Annotated in this window: 22 protein-coding genes; 8 read left to right on the forward strand and 14 right to left on the reverse strand. The window is 60.8% G+C overall.

Features of this window, described 5'->3' with window-relative positions; genetic code table 11:
- Window positions 1–224 precede the first annotated feature (224 nt).
- On the reverse strand, window positions 225–629 hold the full coding sequence (locus tag NKH43_RS28705) for a Fur family transcriptional regulator (RefSeq protein ID WP_023721937.1): 405 nt from the start codon (window positions 627–629) through the stop codon (window positions 225–227).
- A 211-nt stretch (window positions 630–840) separates the two neighbouring features.
- On the opposite strand from NKH43_RS28705, the gene NKH43_RS28710 reads away from it, so the two are divergent.
- From NKH43_RS28710 to NKH43_RS28720, 3 genes are all read left to right on the forward strand, one after another.
- Window positions 841–3,042, forward strand: coding sequence for a caspase family protein (locus NKH43_RS28710; RefSeq protein ID WP_352860967.1), 2,202 nt, complete (start codon window positions 841–843; stop codon window positions 3,040–3,042).
- Window positions 3,043–3,153: 111 nt separating this feature from the next.
- The gene (locus tag NKH43_RS28715) at window positions 3,154–3,525 is read left to right on the forward strand and encodes a hypothetical protein (RefSeq protein WP_352483640.1); all 372 of its coding nucleotides are present in this window, start codon (window positions 3,154–3,156) and stop codon (window positions 3,523–3,525) included.
- Window positions 3,522–4,226, forward strand: coding sequence for a DUF4760 domain-containing protein (locus NKH43_RS28720; RefSeq protein ID WP_352483605.1), 705 nt, complete (start codon window positions 3,522–3,524; stop codon window positions 4,224–4,226). The genes NKH43_RS28715 and NKH43_RS28720 overlap by 4 nt, the downstream gene beginning before the upstream one ends.
- Before the next feature lie 151 nt (window positions 4,227–4,377).
- Here the strand turns inward: NKH43_RS28720 and NKH43_RS28725 are convergent, their stop codons facing one another.
- Window positions 4,378–5,460: a trypsin-like serine peptidase gene (locus NKH43_RS28725; protein WP_031194911.1), complete on the reverse strand. Its 1,083-nt coding sequence runs from the start codon at window positions 5,458–5,460 to the stop codon at window positions 4,378–4,380.
- Between the two features lie 388 nt (window positions 5,461–5,848).
- Between NKH43_RS28725 and NKH43_RS28730 the strand changes: the two genes are divergently transcribed.
- On the forward strand, window positions 5,849–6,943 hold the full coding sequence (locus tag NKH43_RS28730; protein ID WP_031194912.1) for a S1 family serine peptidase: 1,095 nt from the start codon (window positions 5,849–5,851) through the stop codon (window positions 6,941–6,943).
- A gap of 73 nt (window positions 6,944–7,016) precedes the next feature.
- Here NKH43_RS28730 and NKH43_RS28735 read toward each other — a convergent pair whose 3' ends face one another.
- Complete coding sequence (locus NKH43_RS28735) at window positions 7,017–7,367, reverse strand: hypothetical protein (protein ID WP_023721943.1); 351 nt, start codon at window positions 7,365–7,367, stop codon at window positions 7,017–7,019.
- Window positions 7,368–7,558: 191 nt separating this feature from the next.
- Between NKH43_RS28735 and NKH43_RS28740 the strand changes: the two genes are divergently transcribed.
- Complete coding sequence (locus NKH43_RS28740) at window positions 7,559–7,858, forward strand: DUF2934 domain-containing protein (protein WP_023721944.1); 300 nt, start codon at window positions 7,559–7,561, stop codon at window positions 7,856–7,858.
- A gap of 81 nt (window positions 7,859–7,939) precedes the next feature.
- Here NKH43_RS28740 and mgrA read toward each other — a convergent pair whose 3' ends face one another.
- From mgrA to NKH43_RS28775, 7 genes are all read right to left on the reverse strand, one after another.
- The gene (gene mgrA / locus NKH43_RS28745) at window positions 7,940–8,986 is read right to left on the reverse strand and encodes an L-glyceraldehyde 3-phosphate reductase (RefSeq protein ID WP_023721945.1); all 1,047 of its coding nucleotides are present in this window, start codon (window positions 8,984–8,986) and stop codon (window positions 7,940–7,942) included.
- Window positions 8,987–9,115: 129 nt separating this feature from the next.
- The gene (locus tag NKH43_RS28750) at window positions 9,116–10,264 is read right to left on the reverse strand and encodes a Gfo/Idh/MocA family protein (protein ID WP_352860968.1); all 1,149 of its coding nucleotides are present in this window, start codon (window positions 10,262–10,264) and stop codon (window positions 9,116–9,118) included.
- A gap of 12 nt (window positions 10,265–10,276) precedes the next feature.
- Window positions 10,277–11,023: a sugar phosphate isomerase/epimerase family protein gene (locus tag NKH43_RS28755; RefSeq protein ID WP_023721947.1), complete on the reverse strand. Its 747-nt coding sequence runs from the start codon at window positions 11,021–11,023 to the stop codon at window positions 10,277–10,279.
- An 87-nt stretch (window positions 11,024–11,110) separates the two neighbouring features.
- Complete coding sequence (locus NKH43_RS28760) at window positions 11,111–12,241, reverse strand: ABC transporter ATP-binding protein (protein WP_051409752.1); 1,131 nt, start codon at window positions 12,239–12,241, stop codon at window positions 11,111–11,113.
- Window positions 12,242–12,246: 5 nt separating this feature from the next.
- The gene (locus NKH43_RS28765) at window positions 12,247–13,176 is read right to left on the reverse strand and encodes a carbohydrate ABC transporter permease (protein ID WP_352860969.1); all 930 of its coding nucleotides are present in this window, start codon (window positions 13,174–13,176) and stop codon (window positions 12,247–12,249) included.
- Window positions 13,169–14,062, reverse strand: coding sequence for a carbohydrate ABC transporter permease (locus NKH43_RS28770; protein WP_352860970.1), 894 nt, complete (start codon window positions 14,060–14,062; stop codon window positions 13,169–13,171). The genes NKH43_RS28765 and NKH43_RS28770 overlap by 8 nt, the downstream gene beginning before the upstream one ends.
- 107 nt (window positions 14,063–14,169) lie before the next feature.
- The gene (locus tag NKH43_RS28775; protein ID WP_352517508.1) at window positions 14,170–15,408 is read right to left on the reverse strand and encodes an ABC transporter substrate-binding protein; all 1,239 of its coding nucleotides are present in this window, start codon (window positions 15,406–15,408) and stop codon (window positions 14,170–14,172) included.
- Window positions 15,409–15,801: 393 nt separating this feature from the next.
- Between NKH43_RS28775 and NKH43_RS28780 the strand changes: the two genes are divergently transcribed.
- Together NKH43_RS28780 and NKH43_RS28785 are read left to right on the forward strand one after the other, a co-directional pair.
- A complete protein-coding gene (locus tag NKH43_RS28780) occupies window positions 15,802–16,851 on the forward strand; it encodes a LacI family transcriptional regulator (RefSeq protein ID WP_352860971.1) in 1,050 nt (349 codons plus the stop codon).
- Window positions 16,852–17,080: 229 nt separating this feature from the next.
- Window positions 17,081–17,845, forward strand: a complete 765-nt coding sequence (locus tag NKH43_RS28785; RefSeq protein WP_352860972.1) for a DUF4145 domain-containing protein — start codon at window positions 17,081–17,083, stop codon at window positions 17,843–17,845.
- Between the two features lie 111 nt (window positions 17,846–17,956).
- On the opposite strand, the gene NKH43_RS28790 is transcribed toward NKH43_RS28785, so the two are convergent.
- Genes NKH43_RS28790 through NKH43_RS28800 form a run of 3 tightly spaced genes read right to left on the reverse strand, consistent with a single transcriptional unit; the run spans window position 17,957 to window position 20,939 of the window.
- Complete coding sequence (locus NKH43_RS28790; RefSeq protein ID WP_352860974.1) at window positions 17,957–19,870, reverse strand: hypothetical protein; 1,914 nt, start codon at window positions 19,868–19,870, stop codon at window positions 17,957–17,959.
- The gene (locus NKH43_RS28795; protein ID WP_352860975.1) at window positions 19,857–20,354 is read right to left on the reverse strand and encodes an ABC-three component system middle component 5; all 498 of its coding nucleotides are present in this window, start codon (window positions 20,352–20,354) and stop codon (window positions 19,857–19,859) included. Before NKH43_RS28795 ends, NKH43_RS28790 begins: the two co-directional genes overlap by 14 nt.
- Window positions 20,355–20,939 carry an ABC-three component system protein gene (locus tag NKH43_RS28800; protein WP_352860976.1) on the reverse strand — a complete coding sequence of 195 codons (585 nt, stop codon included), beginning with the start codon at window positions 20,937–20,939 and terminating at the stop codon, window positions 20,355–20,357. It lies immediately after the preceding gene.
- A gap of 436 nt (window positions 20,940–21,375) precedes the next feature.
- Here NKH43_RS28800 and NKH43_RS28805 point away from each other — a divergent pair, with 436 nt between their 5' ends.
- The gene (locus tag NKH43_RS28805; RefSeq protein WP_352860978.1) at window positions 21,376–21,795 is read left to right on the forward strand and encodes a hypothetical protein; all 420 of its coding nucleotides are present in this window, start codon (window positions 21,376–21,378) and stop codon (window positions 21,793–21,795) included.
- A 159-nt stretch (window positions 21,796–21,954) separates the two neighbouring features.
- Here NKH43_RS28805 and gnd read toward each other — a convergent pair whose 3' ends face one another.
- Entirely contained in the window at window positions 21,955–23,379 is a 1,425-nt protein-coding gene (gene gnd, locus NKH43_RS28810; protein ID WP_352860980.1) for an NADP-dependent phosphogluconate dehydrogenase, read from the reverse strand.
- Window positions 23,380–23,419: the final 40 nt, after the last annotated feature.

The raw sequence follows: 23,419 nt of genomic DNA on the forward strand, positions 1-23,419 counted from the left end.
CCGGGACCAAAAACCATGGCAAACAGCTTGACAGCCAAGACAGTCGCTCTGTCCTGCCGGACATCTCCCCCACGAGGGGGGAGATTGGCAGCTTGGGCGCTGCGCACCATCGATTGGAAGTGGCAAACGCCGGGATGTTAGCCGATCTCCCCCCATGTGGGGGAGATGTCCGGCAGGACAGAGGGGGGCGCTGTCCCGCCAGCATCTCGCGGCTTAGTAAGCCCTCAAGCCGCCTCAGCCAAACACTTCGCACAGGTGCCGCGGAACTCGATCACCGCCTTCTTGGCGGCGAAGCCGGTCGAGCGCACCCATTCGTCGAGCCGGTGGCCGACATCATGGTCGGAGAACTCGGTCACCTGGCCGCAGCTGTCGCAGATGGCAAACGCCGTCATCGAATGGCTGTGGTCGTGCGGCTCGGCACAGGCGACGAAGGAATTGAGGCTTTCGAGCCTGTGCACGAAGCCGGACTTCACCAGCGTGTCGAGCGCCCGGTAGACCTGCAGCGGCGCGCGAAAACCGCGCTCGCGCAGTTGGTCGAGCAACGTATAGGCGCTGAGCGGCCCGCTGGCGGCCTCGAGTTTCTCGAGAACGCAAAGCTGGTTCTTCGTCAGTACATCCCTTGCCGCCATGATCCTGTTCCAAGCCGCTCTGTGCCGATCACTGCCAGTTCGCATGCAATCCGGCCTCGTCCACTGAGATAGCGACGAACGGCCATTTTTGCTACTGTTTCTATTCGCTGCCGGTGGTCGGCTGGCCGGCGGCGTCATATTCAAAATACTGACAAAATCCTCGGCCAGGCTGGCCGTGCTTGGAAATTCGATCGGGCTTGGGGAAGCAATCATGATCAAAGTGACACGGCGGACGCTGCTTGCCGGCACGTCCGCGCTGGCCGCTGCCGGCCTGATGCCGTTTCGGGCATTCGCAGCGGCGCGCACCTACCATGCGCTGCTCGTTGCCTGCACCGATTATCCGAACCTGCCGAAGAAAAACTGGCTGATCGGACCGAAGAACGATGCCGGCCTGGTGCGCGATTACCTTCTGAAGAACACGCCCGCGCCGGTGAAATTCCTGGCCGAAAACGTCGCGCTGCTCGCCAAGGATGTCGAAGGCGCCAATGGACCGCCGACACATGCGGCGATCAAGGCAGCACTCGCCGACCTTGCCGCCAAGGTCCAGCGTGATGATTTCGTCTATCTGCATTTGTCCGGTCACGGCGCGCAACAGCCCGCGGCGACCAAGGGCGACGAGACCGACGGCCTCGACGAGATTTTCTTGCCGTCCGACATCGACAAATGGGTCAACCGCGAACAGGGCGTGCCCAATGCGCTGGTCGACAACGAGATCGGCACCGCACTCGACGCCATCCGCGACAAGGGCGCCTTTATCTGGGCCGTGTTCGACTGCTGCCATTCCGGCACGGCGACGCGCGCCACCGAGGTCGACGACGAGCTGGAACGCAAGGTCGAGTTCGCCGATCTGGTCGGCGGCGACGATGCTGCCAGGGCGGCTGCGGTGAAAGCCTATGACGGGATTGCGTCGGCCGCGCCGCGCGGCTTTGACGAGGACGGGCAGCGCAAGCCGGCCTTCAAGCTCGCGCCGACCGGCGCCGAGCCGACCACCAAGGGTAAATTGGTCGCCTTCTACGCGGCGCAGACGGTGGAGACGACGCCTGAGATGCCGCTGCCCAGGGGCACGGCCGATGCGCCGCGTTTCGGGCTGTTCACCTTCACCATGCTGTCGAAACTGGGCGAGAACCCCAACATCACCTACCGCCAGCTCGGCCAGGCCGTGCTGCAGCAATATTCGGCGGACGGCCGCACCCGGCCAACGCCGCTGTTCGAGGGAGAACTCGACGCACGCGTCTTCGGCACCGACAAGACCGATGCGGTCATGCAATGGCCGATCGTCGTCAAGGACGACAAAGCCACGATCGGCGCCGGACTGCTGCATCGCCTCACCCCCGGCAGCAAGCTGGCAATCTTGCCGTCGGCGCTGTCGCCGCTGTCCGAGGCGCTTGGTTATCTCCAGGTGCGATCGGCAAAGAACCTGGAGAGCCGGGTCCAGCCGGTCGAGTTCGGCGGCAAGCCGGCGCTCAAGCTGGCTGACATCCCCGCCAATGCCTATGCCCGGCTCGCCGAGCTCGCCGTCGACTACAAGCTCGTGGTCGCGCGGCCGGCAGCGGCCAAAGGCCTCGAGAAAGAGGCTGCGCTGGCGAACTCGGTTCTCGACGATCTGGCGGCCAGGGAGAACTCAGGGTTCCACATCGCGCTGGTCGAGCCGGGCAAGAGCGCAGATCTGCGTCTCGCCGTGCTGCGCGAGAATGCCATTGCCGGCGCCGCAGAAGACGCCACCGACGCGCCGGCGCTGTGGTTCCTGCCAGCTTCGGGCGACATGACGCTCAAGGATGGCAGCAAGCCGCCGCTGATCGTCATTCATCCGGACGGCCGCGAAAAGCTGATCGACGCCGCGGCCAGGAACCTGACAAAAATCTTCCGCGCCATCGGCCTGTCGAGGCTGGCCGCCGCTTCGGATTATCGGCCGGAAGAGGTCGACGTCGAGTTCCGGATCAAGCGTCTGGACAGTGACGCGCTGCAGCCTATCGAGCCGTCGACGGTGCCGCGTGTTTCGCCCGACGATCAGGTGCATGTGCTGGTCAGGAACGGCTCGACCAACCTGGTTGACATCAACGTGCTCTATGTCGGCTCCGACTATTCCATCCAGCATTTTCTTGCCGAGCGCCTGACCGAGGGCGCCGTGCTCGAGGAAGGCCTGTTCAAATTCACCGACACCAGCTTCGGCATGGAGCAGATGATCGCCGTCTTGACCGAGGCGCCGCCGCAGAGCGAGAAGCAGGACCTGAGCTTCCTGGCGCAAGCGGGGGTTGTCTCGGTAACGCGCGGACTGGGACAGCCAAGTTTCTCCGATATGCTGGCCGATATCGGCATGGCGCCGGCGACGCGGTCGGCCATGCGGCTCACCGACGACAAGGCATCGAAGGGCGCCGTGATGATCTTCCCGATGGAGACGGTGCCGCGCGCCTGAGGCGGGATCAAGCGCCCGGCCAGGCCTCTTGCCTGATCGGCTGATAATGAACATTCTTCGACCGCCGCTGTCGGCGGCCGAACGGAACGGATGAGGGCGTTCGTGAACAGGATGGTATTTTCGTGGCGCGCAACAACCGCCGGCCTTGTCGCCGGGCTGTTGCTGGCCGCCAATGCCTCGGCGGACGAGATCTGCGGCCTTTGCGCCAAGGAGGTCGTCATCAACTCCGAACTGGCGAGTTGCTTTCTCGATCAGTACGACCAGATCGCCAAAACCGGCAACACCGCCGTCGTCGTCGATCTCAGCAGCTGCACCTCACGCGGCGTGGTCGAGCCGTTGCCGTCGCCTGGCAAGCCGCAGGTGGAGCCTGACGTGCAGTTCATCGTTTCGCGGGCGCAGCTGGATTGCCTGAAGAAGAAGCTGGAGACGCCGGGCATCGTGCTCGATCCGTCAGCTATCATCGAACTGGACAGCTGCGGATGACGAAAGCAGGGAGCGACGCAACGCAGCAGGCAGGGGCGGCGCCGGTACCGCAAAAGAAGCCGGCGTCACTGCCGGAAACCGTCGAAGGCCTGCCTTGGGTGAGCAATCACGAGGTCAAGAAGGAGGCGAACCCGTTCACCGATCGCGACTGGCGCATGCTTGTCTATGCCTGGTCCGGATTGCTGGTACGGCTGGCGATCATCTTCACCTTGATCTTTTCGGTCTACCAGTTCCTGGCAAACCAGGAGCAGAAGCGTGTCGAACAGACGATGTCGCTGGTCGAGCTCTGGGAAAGCAAGGATTACCAGCAGGCGCAACGGGCCCTCAAGCAACGCCTGGCGACGCTCAATGCCAAATACGGCAATCTGCTCAGCGCCAATCCCACGCCGACCGAGGAACAGGTCTATCGGCAACGCATCGGCATCGAGGCGATGAGCGCAACCGGCGGCGACATGCCGCTTGCCGAGTTCAGCGACAATTTCGACCGCATCGTCTATTTCCTCAACCGTCTTTCCTTCTGCGTCGAAGGCAGGCTTTGCTCGCGTCAGGTCGCCGACTCGTATTTCCGCGACTATGCCGCCTCGTTCTGGAGCTATTTTGCCGGCTATATCGACAAGGAGCGCAAGGCCGGTTCGCCGACCTTCGCCCTGCCAATCGAGAACTATGTCCGCCAGGCGCCACCCCCGGCCCAATCCAGATAATCCCCGAAAATGCGAAAGCCGGCGACGGAAATGCTCCGCCGCCGGCTTTGATTGGAGCATTTTGCAGCCAAGTGTGATCATATTTGGCGTCGCAGAAATGCCGCTAAAATAGATAACCCGCCCCGATGATCGCGGCGCGAACTCTGCAGGTCTATTTGTACAGGCTGTTGATCCACTGGACGTTGATGGCGTTCAGGCGCACGGCGGTATTGGCATCCGGGCTCTCGGCCACGTTCACGCCGGTGATGACGCGCTGCTTGGAGCCATTGTCATAGGCATAGACCGAGCTGCCGCTCGATCCTGGATAGGTGTCGCAGTCGTACTGGAAATACTCGGTGGCGATGTTTTCGGCGTGCACTTCGCAGGTCGCTTTCCACATCGTGCCCATCGGCTTGTCGCCGGGATAGCCGATGATGTTGGCGGTGAAATCGCCGAGATCCACGTAATTGGCATAGCCCAGCCAGCCGAGATTGGTGCCGACATCCTGCTTCAGGGTGACGATGCCGAGATCCCACGGCACGACCGAGCCGTAAAAGCCCTGATAATTGTCGATGAACCCCTGGACGATATAGGCGCTTTCATAGGTGAAGGCGCCGAACGGTGCGTCGTCGGCGGTCTTGCCATTGAGGGCCGGCACGAACAGGATGTCGTCGAGCCAGGCCTTGTCCTCGTGGCTGTAGAGGCAGTGCGCCGCGGTGAGCACCGTGCGCGGGCCGATCAGTGTCGCCGAGCAGCTGCCATAGCTGCCGCTCTTCGATTTGCCTTCGAGATAGCCGATCGCGGTGAACGGGTAGGTTTTGGTATTCTTGATCTGCTCGCGGTCGTCCGTCCCGAACACCTGGCGGCCGGCCTCTTCGCCTCCGCTTAGTCCGGAATTATCGGACTTCTGCCCGTCGGCGGGCGCGTTCATTTCCTTGATGACAAGGTCCTTCAGCGTCTCGTTCGGGTCGATCTTGATGTCCTTGCCATCGGCGGAGCGGCCGACGATGCCATAAGATTTGACTGCCGTTGCTTCGTCGGCGAGCGGCGCGGCGCGGTTGGCCTCGTCGTCGGTCAGTTTCGGCGGGGCGATCGGTTTCGCCCGGCCGGGCTTGTAATCGCCCGATGTCACGTCCCGCATGCTTTCGCCGTTGCCAGCATTGGCGGAGCCTGGATCGGCAGCCAAGGCAGGAACCGCCCACATTGCGGTGGAAAGCAACGCGGACGCAATAATGCTATGTGTCAGTTTTGTCATGGTGAGACTCTCCCAAAAGTCAGCAAGGACTGGATCAAGATAGAGAAATATTGTCGAGATCGTGGTGGTGACGAAAAATGAAATTGGTTGCCGGCGCCTTTACCGGGCCATTATTCAGTGCAGCCAGTTTAGGTCCCCGCCAAAAATGCCCGCAACGGTATACTGCCTAAATTAATCCAACATTGGCAATGACAAATTGCTTTCACATAGCCCGTGGGGGGCTATAGGATTTGGGCGGGCTTGGTTCGACAGCACGATTAGCAAAAGTGGTGCTCGGTTTTGTGACGGATCGCGCTCCGCCTTGGAGCATGATCTCACCGGCCGGTTCCATTTCAGTGGATCATGCGTCCGTGGCTGACCTGTCGGAATATTGTCTCAGGGGTTCGAGGTGAAGATCATCCATAGGTTCAGACCGATTGCCGCCGCCGCGCTGCTCGGCATCGCGGCGGCCTTGCCGGTCGTTGATTCCGTTCATGCCACGGACGCGGCCGCCCGGCCGGAGGCGGCGATCTCGCCGATGAAACGCGTGGCCGAGGCCAGGGCAAAGGCCAGGGCGGAGAACCCCGACGGCGCCGATCGCGTCTACGGCGGCAAGCAGGCCGAGACGGGCGCCTACCCGTTCCAGGTGGCATTGCTGACCACGGGCAAGCTGGACAAAAGCCCGGCCTCGCAGGCGAATGCGCAGTTCTGCGGCGGCAGCCTGATCGCGCCGCAATGGGTGCTGACCGCGGCGCACTGCCTCAATGACGACGGCGAGCCGATTTCGCCTGATGTGGTCACCGTGCTCACCGGCGCCACCGATCTCAGCGAGGGCAAGCGCTACAAGGCGGTGGAGATCATCGTCAACGAGGGCTACAGCGAGCAGACGCTGGACAACGATCTCGGCCTGATCCGGCTGGCCGAGCCGGCCGATGCCCCGACCATCAAAATTGCCAGTGAGCCGACCCCCGACGCCGGCAAGACGACAGTCACCGGCTGGGGCAAGATGCAGGACGGAACATTTCCCACCGCGCTGATGGTCGCCGACCTGGACCTCCAGCCGAACGCAACCTGCAACAGCGGCATCAAGGCGATTTATGCGCATGATTTGAAAGCAGCGCTCGGCGAGCTCGCCCGCCGCATGCGTTATTCGGAAAGGGGCATCGAGGCGGCCGCCAACGCGATTGCTGCCGACATGGCGGATCCGCTGACCGGCAACATGATCTGCGCCGGAACGGCCAGCGGCGAGCGCGACGCCTGCAATGGCGACAGCGGCGGACCGCTGTTCATGACCGGCGCCGATGGTCCGGTGCAGGTCGGCGTCGTCAGCTGGGGCGAAGGTCCGGCCGACGGCGGCACCGCCTGCGGCCACAAGAACGCCTACGGCATCTACACGCGGCTGGCCAATTACACCGGCTGGATCGAGGAGAAGATGAAAAGGGCAGCGCCCGTGCCCGCAGCACCCAAAGCCCTCGGCACGGCGCAGAAGCCGGCGACCCCCTGACCGGCGTCACCCGCTGAACGAACGAACGGCGCGAGCAATCCCGCCGCTTCTGCCCGGAAACTTTTGGTCGGAACTAGAACCAGCGATCGCGGCGCTGGTCTGTGGCGGCCAAGGCGAGGCCCAGTAGCGCCCCTACGGCCGCTCCGAGTATGAATGCGGACGATACTGTGCCGGGATTCTCCTGGACGACCCCGGAAACCGTCTGCGCCCTGTTGCGCAGGGCTTGCGCCGTCCGGGACGCGCGGTCAGCAGCGCTGTCATACCAGTCGCCGGCCTCTTCGATCGCCTCTTCCGCGCGTTCGGCCAAGGTCCGATTGATCTTGCTGATCTCACGCCTCAGCTGCGCGACCTGCTTCTCCAGGGCTTCCTGAGCTTCACGTTGAGTCATCTTGGGTGCTGCGGATTCGTTCGGGTCGTCGGCCATGGTAATCTCCTTTGCGGAAGGCTCGGCTCAACGGTCGGCCCACTGTGCAGGTTCCTCGGCAAAACGATTCTGTCCGGTGTTTGTTCGGTGAGAACCCGGGATTTGTTCGGCATGTGTGCGAATTCGGCATCAACATCGGATCGTTCCAGCGCTCCCCGCGTTGGTGAAAACGCCACAAGGGAGGAACCGCCATGGATGACGATCGACATGAAAAAATTCGGCAGCGAGCCTATGAAATCTGGGTGCGCGAAGGCCGCCCGCACGGCGAACATGAGCGTCATTGGCAGCAGGCGAAGCGAGAGCTTGACCTCGACGACGCGGATCGCGGTCCGGCTGGAGTGATCGCCAGTTCCGACGTTCTGACGGTCGAGGCACTGGCGATGCGCACCGGGATAACCGGTGATCAGGCGCAAGAGCTGATCGACAGGCTCGGCAACGACAGAGCCGCACTCGAAGAAGCCGCGCGGAACCTCAAGGCAGCCGAAAGTTAGCCGCTGGCCACCGTGTCGAAGACAGCTATCAGTTTGCGCTGCCGCGTCTTTCGATGAAAACGGACCGCGGACCGTCTTCGCCTACTTCCTTGGCGGCCCCTTGCGCTCGGCCGACGTCGCCCAGAGATTGATGTCCGACTCGCGGGCAAAGGTGTCGATCTCGGCGAGCTCGGCATCGCTGAAGTCGAGCGTCTCGAGCGCGCCGACGCAATCCACGACCTGTTCCGGCCGGCTGGCGCCGATCAGCGCCGACGTCACCCTGCCCCGGCGCAACACCCAGGCCAGCGCCATCTGCGCCAGCGTCTGGCCGCGGCGACGGGCGATGACGTTCAGCGCCTCGATATTGCCGATCGATTTGTCGTTGATGAATGCCGGGCGCAGCGACTTGCCCTGGCTGGCGCGGCTGCCATCGGGGATGCCGCCGAGATATTTGTCGGTCAGCATGCCTTGCGCCAGCGGCGAGAACACGATGGAACCGACGCCAAGCCCCTCGAGCGTATCGAGCAGGCCATCATCCTCGACCCAGCGGTTGAGCATCGAATAGCTCGGCTGATGGATCACGCAAGGCGTGCCGAGCTGCTTCAAAATGTCGGCGGCTTCGCGGGTGCGCTGTGAATTATAGGAGGAAATGCCGGCATAGAGCGCCTTGCCCGAGCGCACCGCGTGATCGAGCGCGCCCATCGTCTCTTCCAGAGGGGTGTCGGGGTCGAAGCGATGGGAATAGAAGATGTCGACATAATCGAGCCCCATCCGCTTCAGGCTCTGGTCGAGGCTGGCCAGCACATATTTGCGGCCGCCCCATTCGCCGTAAGGTCCTGCCCACATTTCGTAGCCGGCCTTGGTCGAGATGATCAGCTCGTCGCGATAACCGGCAAAGTCCGTCCGCAGGATCTCGCCAAAGGCCCGCTCCGCCGAGCCGGGCGGCGGGCCGTAATTGTTGGCGAGATCGAAATGCGTGATGCCGAGATCGAAGGCCTTGCGCGTGATTGCCTGCTTGGTTCTATGCGGCGTGTCATCGCCGAAATTGTGCCACAGCCCGAGCGAGATCGCCGGCAGCTTCAGGCCGGACCGCCCGCAGCGATTGTAGACCATCTTTTCGTAGCGGTTCTCGGCGGGAACATAGGGCATGGGAAATCCTCATATCGAAACGAGCCCGACGGCTGTCGCCGCGACGCACGGCAGCCGAGCCTTCCGCACCTTTAGCCTCTCCCCGCGCAAACGGGGAGAGGCTTTTACGGTGCTTGGGAGGTGCGCCGCCTACTTCGTTTTCTTCTTCGCCAGCAGCTCCTTCGCTGCCTTGACGCCGAGTGCCGCGGGCCGCTCGCAGCTGGTCTGCATGGCGACGAACTTTCCGGTCTCGCCAGAACGCAACAGGCCGGTCATGACATCGACGGCATGCAGCGCCAGTTCCATCGAGCAGCGGTGCGGCCGGCCTTCGGTAATCGCGATCGCCATGTCGGCAAGGCCGGCGGTGCGGTAGTTGGCCATCATGCCATGCGAATGCATCTCGTTGGGCACGCCGAACGGATGCCGCCATTTCGGCAGCTTCTTCACCGGCTTGGCGGCCTCGGTGTAGCGCACCTCGCCGCCGAAGAAATTCGGATCCGGCACGAACACCGTGCCTACCTCGCCATAGAGCTCCATCGGCGCGTGGCCATGGCTCCAGACATCCCAGCTGGTGTTGAGCGTCACCACGGCGCCGTTCTCGAATTCCAGCACGCCATGGATCGTCGTCGGCGTGGAGACCGGGATCTTTTCGCCGGCGCGCGGCTTCGAGCTGATGATGCGTTCCGTCATCGGGATCGAAGCAAAAGCCGCGACCTGCTTCACCGGCCCGATCAGCTGGATCAGGTTGGTGATGTAATACGGTCCGATATCGAGCACCGGCCCGGCGCCCGGCTGGAAGAAGAAGTCCGGATTGGGGTGCCAATGTTCCATCCCATGGCTCATCACATGACAGGTGCCGCTGGTGATCCTGCCGAGCCTGCCGGTGTCGATCAGGTCGCGGACAAGCTGGTGCGCGCCGCCGAGGAAGGTGTCGGGCGCCGAACCGATGCGCAGCCCCTTGCTTTCGGCCCGTTTCTTCAGGTCGAGCCCTTCCTTGACCGAGAGCACGAAGGGCTTCTCCGAATAAACATGCTTGCCGGCGTCGAGAATCTGCTTCGACACCTCGTAATGCACCGCCGGAATGGTCAGGTTGACGATGATGTCGATATCGTCGGCCTTGAGTAGCCCCTCGACGGTATCGGCGCGCAGCTTGAACTCTTTTGCCCGCGCTTTCGCCGCTTCCATGTTGATGTCGGCGCAGGCGCGCATCTCGATGCCACGGAACAGCGGCGCCAGCGAGAAATACGCCTTCGAGATGTTGCCGCAGCCGATGACGCCGATGCCAAGTTTTGTTGCCATGCTGGTGTGCTCCTAATAGGTCTTGGCGGCTGCGATCGAGCGGCGGGCGAAGCGCGCGATATCGTTGGGATTGTCCTGTTCCATGACGTAGTATTTTGCGGCGCTTTTGGCGCGCAGCGCCTTGATCAGGCCGGGCCAGTCGATGGTGCCGTGGCCGACATCCGACCAGCCGTCCTCGTCGAGTCCCTCGCCCGCCTTGGCCATGTCCTTGACGTGGACGGCGACGATGCGCTTGCCGTGCTTCTCGATCCAGGGCAGCGGATCGACGCCGCCGCGCACCACCCAGGCGACGTCCATCTCCCAGCCGATGTCAGGCGCCGAGGACAGAATATGGTCCTGCGGCACCGAGCCGTCGGCAAGCGCCTTGAACTCGAAATCATGGTTGTGCCAGGCAAAGCCATAGCCGGCTTTCCTAGCCGTCTCGCCGACCTTGGCCAGGCGTTCGCCGAAGCCGCGCCAGCCGGCTGTGTCGGCCGGCCTGAACTCGGCGTTCAGGAACGGGCAGATGAGCAGCGTGATGCCGAGCGCGTCGGCCGTCCTGCGCACGCCATCGAAATCCTTCTCGAGCGCGTCGATCGAGAAATGCCCGGTCGGCATGGCAAGCCCGTTCTTGTCGAGTTCCGCACGGAATGCCTTGGGATCGTCATAGACACCACCGAACCCTTCGACTTGGCTGTAACCAAGCTCGCCCAGCATCTTGAGCACGCCCTCCCAGGGCTGGAAATTGCGGGCACTGTAAAGTTGGAATGACCAGTTCATCGTCTCTGTCCGTTTTCTTGTGGATGGTTAGTCTTGGGGGGATGAGTCTTGGGGGGAATGGAAGAGTCTTGGGTGGCTAGATCTGCTCTAGAGGCGGTTACCTGTGGCGGCGTCGAACAGCGAGGCGCGCATCGGATCAAAACCGATGCCGACCGCCTCGGCGTTGTTTGGCGTGCGCTCGGCTGTCACCCGTACCGTGAAATTCTGGCCGCCGAGCTTCAGCCAGACCAGCGTGTCGGAACCCATGGGCTCGACGACCTCGACACTTGCCGTGGCTGCGAATGGCCATCCCGTGCCGCTGTTGAACGCGACGTGCTCGGGGCGAATGCCGAACACGGCCGGCCCCGGCACCGGGTCCTTCTCGAAAGCATAGGTGGCAAGCGGAATCCGTACATCCTCGGCGACGAAGTGCCAGTCGCCGTCCGCCTGCTCCAGCCTGCCGTCAAGGAAGTTCATCGCCGGCGAGCCGAGGAAGCCGGCGACAAACCGGTTGACCGGCCGGTTATAGATGGTCTGCGGTGCATCGAGCTGCTGGATGACGCCGCCCTTCATCACCGCGATGCGGTCGGCCAGCGTCATCGCCTCGATCTGGTCGTGGGTGACGTAGATCATGGTGTTCTCGAGCTTGCGATGCAGCAGCTTTATCTCGACGCGCAATTCCGCGCGCAGCTTGGCGTCGAGGTTGGAGAGCGGCTCGTCGAACAGAAAGACATCGACGTCACGCACAAGTGCGCGCCCGATCGCCACGCGCTGGCGCTGGCCACCGGACAGAGCCGCCGGCTTGCGATGCAAAAGCGGCTCGATCTGCAGGATCTCGGCGGCCCGGGCGATGCGCTTGGCGATCTCGTCCTTGGCGAGGCCGGCAACGCGCAGCCCAAACGACAGGTTCTTCTCCACCGTCATCTGCGGATAGAGTGCGTAGGATTGGAACACCATGCCGATGCCGCGATCCTTGGGCTCTTCCCAGGTGACGTTCTTGCCCTTGATGAAGATGCGGCCTTCGGAAACGTCCAGCAGCCCGGCAATGCAGTTGAGCAGGGTCGACTTGCCGCAGCCGGACGGGCCGAGCAGCACGATGAACTCGCCTTCTGCGACATCGAGGTTGAGCGTCTGCAGCACCGATATCGCGCCGAAATTCAGCGACAGGTTCTGGATCGAGACGCTGGTGCCGTTTGCCCCGCTGCTGCCGTTTACCTCAACACTGCCGTTTGCGTTCATCGCCATCATCCTTTCACCGCGCCGGCGGCGATGCCGCGCACAAACAATTTTCCGGACAGGAAATAGACGATCAGCGGCACCAGGCCGGTCAGGATGGTAGCTGCCATGTTGACGTTGTATTCCTTCACGCCTTGCACCGAGTTGACGATGTTGTTGAGCTGCACCGTCATCGGATAGGTGTCGGGGCGGGTGTAGACGACGCCGAACAGGAAGTCGTTCCAGATGCCGGTCACCTGCAGGATGATGGCGACGACGAAGATCGGCAGCGACATCGGCAGCATGATGCGGAAATAGATGCCCCAGAAGCCGGCGCCGTCGACACGCGCTGCCCGGAACAGCTCCTCCGGCATGGAGGTAAAGTAGTTGCGGAACAAAAGCGTGAGGATCGGCATGCCGAAGATGGAATGGACGATCACCAGGCCGCTGAGGCTGCCGTAGAGGCCGACCTCGCGCAGGATAATGACGATCGGATAGATCATCACCTGATACGGGATGAAGGCGCCAACGATCAGGATAATGAAGAAAGTGTCGGCCCCTTTGAAGCGCCAGTTGGCCAGCGCATAGCCGTTCACCGAGGCGAGCGCGATCGACAGGATCACCGACGGGATGGTGATGCGCACCGAATTCCAGAAGCCACGCGACAGCCCGTCGCAGTTGAGCCCGGTGCAGGCGCTCGACCAGGCCTTGACCCAGGGCTCGAAGGTGATCTCCATCGGCGGCGAGAAGATGTTGCCAAGGCGTATCTCAGGCATGCCTTTAAGCGATGTCACCACCATGACGTAGAGCGGCAAAAGATAGTAGAGCGCCACCACGATCAGCGTGCCGTAGAGGAAGACGTTGCGGCGCGAGAACATATGCCGCGGCTTCGGCCCGCTCGGCCCGTACGCTTCGAGCGTGCCGGGGCCGGCCGGCAAGGAAACGGTATGGTCAGACACGCTTCTTGCCTCCGAACTCGAGATAGGCCCACGGCACGATGACGATGATCACCGACAGCAGCATCATCGTCGAAGCGGCGAACCCTTGGCCGAGGTTCTGGGCGAAGAACATGTAATCATAGACATATTTGGCCGGGACTTCGGAGGCGATACCGGGCCCGCCGCTGGTCTGGGCGACGACAAGGTCGTAGACGCGAACAATGTTGGAGGCGATGATGACGAGCGTGGTGATGAAGACCGGCCGCATCATCGGTATGATGATGAACAGATAGGTCTTCCAGGTCGGTATCCCGTCGACCCGCGCTGCCTTCCAGATATCCTCGTCGATGCCGCGCAGGCCGGCCAGCATCAGGCACATGATGAGCCCGGTGCCTTGCCAGAGAGCGGCGATCAATATGCCGTAGATGACGATGCTGGAATCATAGAGCGGATTGAAGCTGAAGCTCGTCCAGCCGAGGCTGCGCACCACCGCCTGGACACCGAACTCGGGGTTGAGCAGCCACTGCCAGACGAGACCGGTGACGATGAAGGAAAGGGCGAAGGGATAGAGGAAAATGGTCCGGAACGTGTCCTCGAACCGGATCTTCTGGTCGAGCAGGGCAGCAAGCAGGAAACCGATCACCAGCGAGAACACCAGCGACAGCACGCCGTAGATCAGCAGGTTCTCGATCGAGACCAGCCAGCGCGGCACGGACCACAGCCGGTAGTACTGGTCGAGCCCGACGAAATTCAGCCGTGGCAGCAGCTTCGAACTGGTGAAGGAATAAATCACCGTCCACGCGCTGCCGCCGACAAAGATCACCAGCGCGGTGAGGATCATTGGGATCGAGGCGATCTTCGCATTGAGGTTGCGAAAGAGTTGGCTGGGGCGTTCGCTCTTGCTCATCTGCACAGCCGCGCTGGATCGGGTAAGGGCCGGAGGGTCAAAAGGCCTTGACCCGAGCTCCCGACCCTGCGTTTGCAGGGGCGGGAGTGAGGCGGTCGGTCGATCGCTCAATCGGCCGAACCGACAATGGCGGCGAAGCGCTTCTGCGCATCTTCCACGGTCATGTCCTGCTTGGCGAAGAACTCGGAGAAAAGATCCTCCTTCTGCTTCTGCGTATCCTGCGAAAGCAGCTGGTCCGTCCAAGGCATGACATTGCCCTTGGCGAGGATTTCGAGCCCCTTCTTCATGCAGTCGTTCGCCGCCTTGAGGTCGACGTCGCCGCGCACCGGCAGCGAACCTTTCTTGAGATTGAAGGCGACCTGCGTCTTGGGATCGAGCAGCGTGTGGGCCAGCACTTCCTGTGCCTTCGATTTTTCGGGATCCTTCAGCAGCGGGAAGTAGAAAGCGTCGCCGCCGGTGGCGATCATCTCGTTGAGACCGAGGCCCGGAAGGCAAGTATAGTCCTTGCCGGCGGTCTGGCCGGCAACCTGGAACTCGCCCTGCGCCCAGTCACCCATGATCTGGCCGCCCGCCTTGCCGGTGATGACCAGATTGGTGGCCTGGTTCCAGTCCTGCACATTGGTGTTCTTGGCCATCTTGCGGGCATCGTCCGCGGCCTTGAAGACCTTGGCGACCTCGGGCCCAGCGGCGAATTCCGCGTCCTTGTCCTTGTAGACCTTGAGGAAGGCGTCGGTGCCGCCGACCGCCGCAAGCAGCACGTCGAAAGCGCCGGAGGCCTGCCAGGGCTGGCCGCCGACCGCTAGCGGCTGGATGCCTGCCTTTTCAAGCGCGGGCGCCGCAGCGACATATTCATTCCAGTTCTTCGGCACCGGCACGCCGGCTTTTTCGAAGGCCGCATTCGACAGCCACAGCCACTGCCAGGAGTGGATGTTGACGGGCACGCAATAGATCTTGCCGTCGAGGGTACAGCCGTCGAGCAGGCTCTTCGGCTGCACGATTTCCGTCCACTTTTCCTTGGTGGCGAGATCGGTGAGGTCGCGCATCAGCCCGGCCTGCACCAATTCTTCCGCCTGCCGGCCGTGATTGAACTGGGTCGCGCCCATCGGGTCGCCGCCGGTGATGCGGCTGATCATGATCGGCCGCGCCGTGCCGCCGGAGCCGGCGATGGCGCCGTCAACCCAGTGATTGCCGGTTGCGTCGAAAGCCTTGGCGAGTTCGGCGACCGCTGCCGCCTCGCCGCCGGAGGTCCACCAATGGGTGACTTCCAGATCCGTCGCGGCCGCCGGGCCGGCAAATTGCAGCGCGACCGTCGCAGCCAGCGCAGCAGTCATGAGTTGGTATCGCATTTCGTTCCTCCCAGAATCTGAAACGTTACAGATTTTCGATACGGCAATTGCTTGAGGCGCGCAACCCCTCAGGCGAAGGTGGCATCAAGTTTTTTCGAAGCGCGAATAAAATCGCGCGGCTCGTCGGCCTGCCGCATCGCAACAAGAGGGGTTGCACTGCAAAATGGAATGCTGCGACGCCAAAAAATCGGAAAAGCCCGTTCCAATCACGGTTTTGCACCGACTGCAGGACCGCTCGTTCTGCATCTGTCACCAGTGATATGGCGACGGCAGTGACAATCTGTAACGTTTCAGTATATAGCGGTCTCATTCGGTGAAGACCCGCGGCGTACCCGCGGCCCGCCGATTGCCGGCCTGCCCGGCAACTGCTATGCGCCTGACGGGGCGGGACGAATGAACAGGCATCAAAAAGAGAAGGCCGACGAAGCGTCGGGGCAGGGCCGGCCGACACTGAAGACGCTCGCCTTCATGACCGGGCTGGGCGTCACCACCGTGTCGCGCGCGCTGAAGGACGCGCCCGAGATCGGCGCCGAGACCAGGCGTCGCGTCCAGCTTGTCGCCAAACAAATCGGCTATCGGCCCAACCGTGCCGGCGTCCGCCTGCGCACCGGCAAGACCAATGTCATCAGCCTGGTGCTCAACACCGAGCACGAGATCATGAGCTTTGTCTCGGATATCATCTACGGCGTTTCCGAAGTCATTGCCGACACGCCCTACCATTTGATCGTGACACCCTACTCGCGCTCGCAGGATCCGCTCGATCCGATCCGCTACCTCGTGGAAACCGGTTCAGCCGACGGCGTCATCATTTCGCGCACGCAGCCGAACGACCCGCGGGCCCGTTATATGCTGGAGCGCGGCATCCCCTTTGCCACGCATGGCCGCACCGATATGGGGCTGATCCATCCCTACCATGATTTCGACAATTACGCTTTCGCAGCCGAGGCAGTGCGCCATCTGGCCGGCCTCGGCCGCCGCCGGCTGGCACTGCTGGCGCCGCCGGTCGAGCTGACCTATCACGGCCACACGCTCGCAGGCTTTGCCGATGCGCTGAGCGAGGTCGGCGCCAGCGAGATTCCGTTCAACACCGTTTCGATCGATCATTCGATCGAGCAGATCAGAATGCGGACCGCGCAGCTGATGCGCCGCGAAAGCCGCCCGGACGGTTTCATCAGCAGCGCCGCCGCCGCGACGCTCGCCATCGTCGCCGGCATCGAAGACGCCGGCCTCAAGCTTGGCCGCGATGTCGATGTGGTGTCCAAACAATCGTCGGAGCTTCTGCACCTGTTTCGCAGCGAATTGCTGGTCGTCAACGAGAACTTCCGACTGGCCGGCGCCGAACTCGCCCGCTCGGTGCTGGGCTGGATCGGCGGCGCCGCACCCGGCACCCTCCAGAGCCTGAGCGAACCGGGCGAAGTCCAGGCCTATCGCCGTCCGGGGTGAGTGGGACATGTTCAAAGTGAACTGGCACCCGGCTCGTTGAAACTGGCATCGGCTCGATCTATTTGTCTTAGCCGAATTTCTGCGACGCCAGTGATTCCACTTGGTTGCAAAATGCGCGCTGCTGACTGGCAGCGTTGGGCCGGAAGCGGAATGGCAGCTTCAGAGCGGCCAAACGTAGAAGCGGACTTCGGCTGCGCCGACCTTGCTCGCCCACCGTTGGAAAAGTTCGTTGGTTTTGTTATTGAGCTTTATGGTCGAAGCACCGGCAGCAATGAATGCAACAAAGAAGGCGCACTGCCCGACCTGCGATGGTGAGCGCACCTGCGAAGTCCACGGCACAATCTACAAGGCTTGGGATTGGGAGGATCGGCAGTATGGCCATTCGGTCAACGGCGGCGTGGACCACTCCCTCCTTGAATGCCGAGGGTGCGAGACGGTGTTCTACGAAACCTCCAGCTGGAACAGCGAAGATATCGATCACTACTACAATGCGATGGGCCAAGAGCAGTACGAGCATCCGAGGGAGATACAGACCCATCCGAAGCCAGAGGCCAAGACGAAGCCGGTATGGTTCGACGCCATGCAGAAGGCTGACCCGCAGCTGCACAAAATCCTGAGCCAGATGTACGTGGCGCACGATAGCCAGGCGTACATCCTCACAGCGATCGGACTCAGAACGGCATTGGACCGAGCGACCGAAGTTCTCGGCATCGATCCGGCCAAGACGTTTGATGAGAAGCTGAACGAACTCCGCGACGGAGGGTGGATTGGGCAAACTGAGCGGGACATCCTCGGCGTCGTTACTGATGCGGGCAATGCCGCTGCGCATCGCGGATGGGAGCCTGACAGCCGGGAAGTCTGGGAACTGCTCTCATCGTTGGAGGTATTTCTCCATCGTGCCTTCATCGTCGGCCAGAAGGCATTGAGCATTCAGAGCAGGATTCCCGCGAAGCCAAAGCGGCTGGCCACGGCTGCCAAGAAGGCTACGCCTTGACCGCGAAGGGGCCGTCTCCGGACAGTCCGGCCTTGCTGGAGTTTCCTGGATCCAAATTGACAGCCTATGTTTCAATGATGTGTCTCGACTGAAAGGCGCCAACGCTCGTCCTTAGCCTATCCTAAGTGATTTATGCGTTTCCGTGTACATGGACCCAACCGTATATTGTGGCTGGTCTAACAGCGGATCCGGCATGGATGTCGTGAAAATGATTTGATGCTCGACATCCGTCGCCTCACTTAGCTGAAGAATAAGACGCTGGAAGTTGTGACTTCGCTCAGGCGTCATTCCTTTGTCTTCAATATTATCGAGCAGCAAGAACTTCGGGTATTTCATCCTGACGTCTGTGCATGAAGCGAAGAGCAGGGCTAGGTGAAAGGCGTTCTTGATGACCGTGCGAGAGCTGGCAGAGTAACCGCGCTTTTGGTTTACGACGATCTCGTTGTCAGCAAAATCAAACCTCACGCCTTCTTGGGAAACCGGCTCAATATCGCTCGGCAAGTCATGAGATAGGATTTCGGCGGTAATGCGGGATATAAGACCGTACATCGAAGACTGTCGCTTTTCCTTAGCGGAAATCCACATCGCGATGTTCCGCTTCAACTCGTTGAGTTCGTCATTCAATTGCTGCTTACGGGCAGACAGCTCGGTTACTTCAACAGCCAAGCGATGTTCTCTGTCCAAGTCAATTAGCTCACGGTCGAAATAGCCCACGGAGCGTGTCAGAGCTTCGATCTTGGCGTCTGCTTCGGTCAGATAATGCCTCGACTGATCAAGCAATTCTTCGGAAAGCAAGCTCCTGACACGCTGCAGTCCACCCAAGCGTTCTTCGAGCGCCGCCCGGTCTTTTGCGCGCACCTGCTGCAGCGCGCGTGACTCTTTCAGTTGCATCTCCAATTCGTTCCGAAGACGAGCGTAGCGAGAAAGGTCGTGTGCTTCATCAAGCTCCGATTTGCAAAGATGACAGTGGTGTCCGTCTGCCGGCCCAGTAATCGGAGTTAGGCAGCTTGGACAGAACGAGAAAACAAGCGGCCCCATCACGTTGCCAGTTGCTTGTGCCTGTCCGATCTGGACGAGATTCTTTTCAAGATCAGCTATGAGAAGGGCGGCGTCCTCCATAGACAGCAACAGACGGTCAACGTCACGCTGGACGGTGACAATGTCTCGGCTCACTTTGTCGAGGTCACGCCGCAAAACCTCAAGTACCTCTGAGGTGTCGGATTGGCTTTGACCCGCCGAGTACCTCGATGCCCGAAGTGCTTCAATTTCCTCTAGAGCTTGCCTGCGGGAGTTCTCAGTAGCAGTGACTTTGCTCAGGAGGTCAGAGAAATCCAGTCCTTCGTCAACCCTACGCAATACTCGCACTAGCCCGGAGAACTGGCTTGTTACCTCAGCATATTCACGGTCGAGCTGCCGTGCGCGTATTTGGCTAGGATAAATCCGGTCATCCAGCACGCCACAAAGCAGGTCCCCAACTGCTTGCCGCCTGTTTGGTGAGTCCCTTTCTTCCATTCGAAAAATAGCGCTTACAGGCGTCATCTGGTCCACATACATCAGCCGAAGCAATTGATGCATCGTGATGTTCGCGTCATCTGAGGGAACTTCGGGTATTCCCAGAGCTCGAAATAGTACCTGACTAAATCCCTCCCGGTCACCGAAGCGACCATACGAAAGCTTGCTCCAGCCTTCGACTGCACTAGCTCCTCCTTCCGCAAGTGGGCCGAAGTAGACCCACATTGGTACTTGGGTACCGGTTCGGGAAATGTCACGACGAAGAGTAACTACTGACCCGTTGAGAGCAACCTCGGCAAAAGTTTGATCGCAAATGCCAGCTTCATCCTTCCACTCGGTTAGGTCGCCCCCTAGAGCAAAGAAAATCAGGTCAGCAATAGTCGACTTACCCCGACTGTTGCCTTCGCTTCGAATCATGTTCACGCCGGGGTGGAACGTCTCATCGTAGGCGCTCTTGCCCGACTTGGTGACGATAAGGCGCAATAGACGTAGGGACGGGTCACGCCGGGTCATAACGAAACTCCATCAGGTCCGAACGATCCTTCAGACCGCGTTTGCCCAGTAACGGGACCGTGGCGACCTTACTTCCCAAGTACTCAGCTAACTCATTATCCTCTGCGGTCGCATGGATGAGTAGTCCCGTGGGAATTTCTATGTCCGTGCGTGACACGATTCCATCTCGCAAGGCCTCAACTGAAACGAGTTCTTGTCCCGCCAGCGAAGCCGTTACCAAGCTATGAAGGCCCTTTACCTGAGTCAAAAATGCTCTAGGCGACGGAAGAGTGTTGAAGCGCGACCGAGTGCCCGCAAGTTTTCGCCCCCTTGCTCCCGCGCCCTTGGGAAAATCGAGTTCGGCCAAAAGATAGGGAAACACAAAATAGAGGTCGACTATGCGCAATGTGTCAGTAGGCATAGATTTACTAGGCGTATGCTCAAGAAGCAGGAGCGCTCGGAACACCCCGTGATAGACGTCAAATGCGGGATGATAAACTAGCATCTAGTCCCACCTAATATGGCAGTTACCCGTAAGGAAAAACAACATGCCCCGGACATAATCGAGGGCAACGTCTTCGAACTGAGGACATTCGTCTAATTCGTTGGAAATAGGAATTGTGATCTGCTCTGAAACCGCTTTGTCGACGTGCGCGCTGTCTGTTCCAGTCTTGATCAAGGGCCGTATTTGGGTGTCGAAGCGCTCATGAACTTTCGACATGAGGGTTGCGACGATTAGCTGATAGGTGGGGGAGAAGATGTTTGCCTTTATGTCGGCGTAGACGTTTTCCTTAAGGGCCTTTGCAATGGTGAGTTGGTGATCTCTACCTGCGAGCTTTAGTTTTTCTTCGAGGCCGATGACCTCCTCATTTTCAACGCGCCGAGTGTAAACCTCCAACTGGCGAATATATGAGGTGAGGACCTTATCCTCTTCAGCCTCGCTCTCTAGCTTGGCAAAGAGCTTACGGAATGGGTTGGGGGGAGCGGATGGCAGTTGAGGGGTGACGTATATATGCCCATCGTTGGCATAGACGTTTACATCCCTGCCTCCCATGTGGCCCTGCACCGCGTTTCCACTTTGGGTGGTCATGAGCGCGGTGCCAAAGGGCTGTATCAGTGCAAGCGCGGTGCCTGAAGTGGGCTGCGGTTCTTCAGGGCCGGGTGGCGTCGCCTTCAATCCCGCGTCACGTTCACGTCTCGGCCAGACATATGCCCGCCGACAGTGTTCCCATGTTGATCAACGCTGCCCTGACTATTACTCGCAACACGGGTGCTCGATATCGTGCGTTTGCTTGCGTCAAATCTGATCTTCACGACGACACCTGTTCCTAGCCCTGCCAAAAAGGTCAGCACGTACCAAAGCGCGTCGAGCATTTATCCCCCCAAAGGTTATCTTCCGACTACCACCAGTGAATCTTTAACGCAATAGAGCGATCGCGGCTGAGAGTTGGTGTCGCAAGTACGCCGGTTGCTAGCGGGCAAGTTTGTGGTGAGGTCTGAATATTTTCGCGCGAAGAGAGGCGGCTATGGAGGAGGAAATTGCGAGGTTCATGCTCAAAGCGTCAAAGTTCGAGTTCTTCGTAATCAATCAGAGTATCGAACTCGCTCTTTCCAAAGAGGTGAGGACCTTTGCCGCGGTTTCGGGCGTCAACTGGACAAAGCTCGCACAGCGCATCGAGGAAAAATTTCCTTTCACGTCCTTCGATTTCTCGAAGTCCGGGTTCGAGATTTTTGCGCAAACCGCGCCCCAATACCTGGTGATCAAGGAGAATAACCGCGCCGATTGGGACAGCGACAACGACTCAATCGATTCCTGGGATCGCCTCTTATCGCGAGGTTATGCACAACTCCGCAACAACGTTGCCCACGGAAACAAGAAGCAGAAGGCCGCGCCATTCACCTATGAACGCACGGCTCTCAATTTTTGCCTGCCGGTCTCTTGTTGATGGATTTCATCGCGACACAGGTTTTTTCTGAGTCTGACTGGGACACCCCATATTTAGCTAGAATTCCGGAACTCTCTCCAACCATGCGAATGGCGGTTGGCCAAACAATGTCCGCGTTGGGTGGATCATCCCGACCGTGCGAATGACCGAAATTGGGCGCTAACCCGCCGCCCCACTCCCCCATGGGCCATGGAAAGCGCCCTGCCCGTCGATGCGCTCGAAGCCGTGCGCGCCGAAGAAATCCCGTTGCGCCTGGATCAGGTTCGACGTGCCGCGGCCCTGCCGGTAACTGTCGAAATAGGCAAGTGCAGATGACAGGGCCGGCACCGGCGAGCCGGCTTCTGCCGCCCTTGCCACGACACGGCGAAGCGACGGATGTGCCTCCTGCATCAACGAGACGAAAGCCGGCGCCATCAACAGGTTGGTGGCCGCACCGCCGGCGCCGAAGGCCTCCGCCATCGTATCCAGCAATTGCGAGCGGATGATGCAGCCGGCCCGCCAGATCTTGGCGATGACCGGCATCGGCAGGTTCCAGTTGAATTCCTTCGACGCGCCGCTCATCACCGCGAAGCCTTGCGCGTAGGCGGCGATCTTGCCGGCAAACAGGGCCAGCTCGAGATCGGCGAGCAGGGCGTCCCTGTCTCGGGAAATCTTGCTCACGCCGCCGCCATAGACCTTTTCGGCGGCAAGCCGCTCGTCCTTGATCGACGACAGTACGCGTGCCGCCACAGCCGCCTCGATCGCGGTGGCCGGGATGCCGAGCTGCTGCGCCTCGATCACCGACCATTTGCCGGTGCCCTTCTGGCCGGCGCGGTCGAGGATGATGTCGACCACCGGTTTGCCGGTCTTGGGATCGTCGGCGGCCAGCACCTTGGCGGTGATCTCGATCAGGTACGAATTGAGCCTGCCCGTGTTCCACTGAGAAAACACCTCAGCGATCTCTTTCGGCCCCATGCCGAGCCCGTCGCGCAATATGCCGTAGATCTCGGCGATCATCTGCATGTCGGCATATTCGATGCCGTTGTGGATGGTCTTGACGAAATGGCCGGCGCCGTCGGTGCCAAGCCACGCCGCGCAAGGCTCGCCCTTGAACTTGGCCGAGATCGCGGTCAGCACCTTTTCGACGCGCTTCCAGGACTCTTCGGTGCCGCCGACCATGATAGAGGGACCGTGGCGTGCGCCCTCTTCGCCGCCGGACACGCCCATGCCGATGAAGGTCAGGCCCGAATCGGTAAGCTCGGAGAAGCGCCGCATCGTATCGCGGAAATTGGCATTGCCGGCGTCGATGACGATGTCGTTGGCCGACAGCACGCCGCGCAATGCCGCGATCTGCTCGTCGACCGGCTTGCCGGCCAGCACCATGATGATGATCGGCCGCGGCGGCCGGATCGCGGCGGCCAGTTCTTCGAGGCTGTAGCAGGGCACCACCCTATCCCGAAGCGCGCCGGCATTTTCGACAAAGGCATCGGTGCGCGCCGCGGTGCGGTTGAAGACTGCGATGCGGTGCCCCTTCTCGGCGATATTGAGCGCCAGGTTGGAGCCCATCGTGCCAAGGCCGATCAGGCCTATTTCGGCTTTTTCCATCGTTTCTTCCCTGCTTTCGGATCTTGTTGGTTTGAGCCCG

Source organism: Mesorhizobium sp. M1163, assembly GCF_040318415.1.
Lineage (GTDB): Bacteria > Pseudomonadota > Alphaproteobacteria > Rhizobiales > Rhizobiaceae > Mesorhizobium.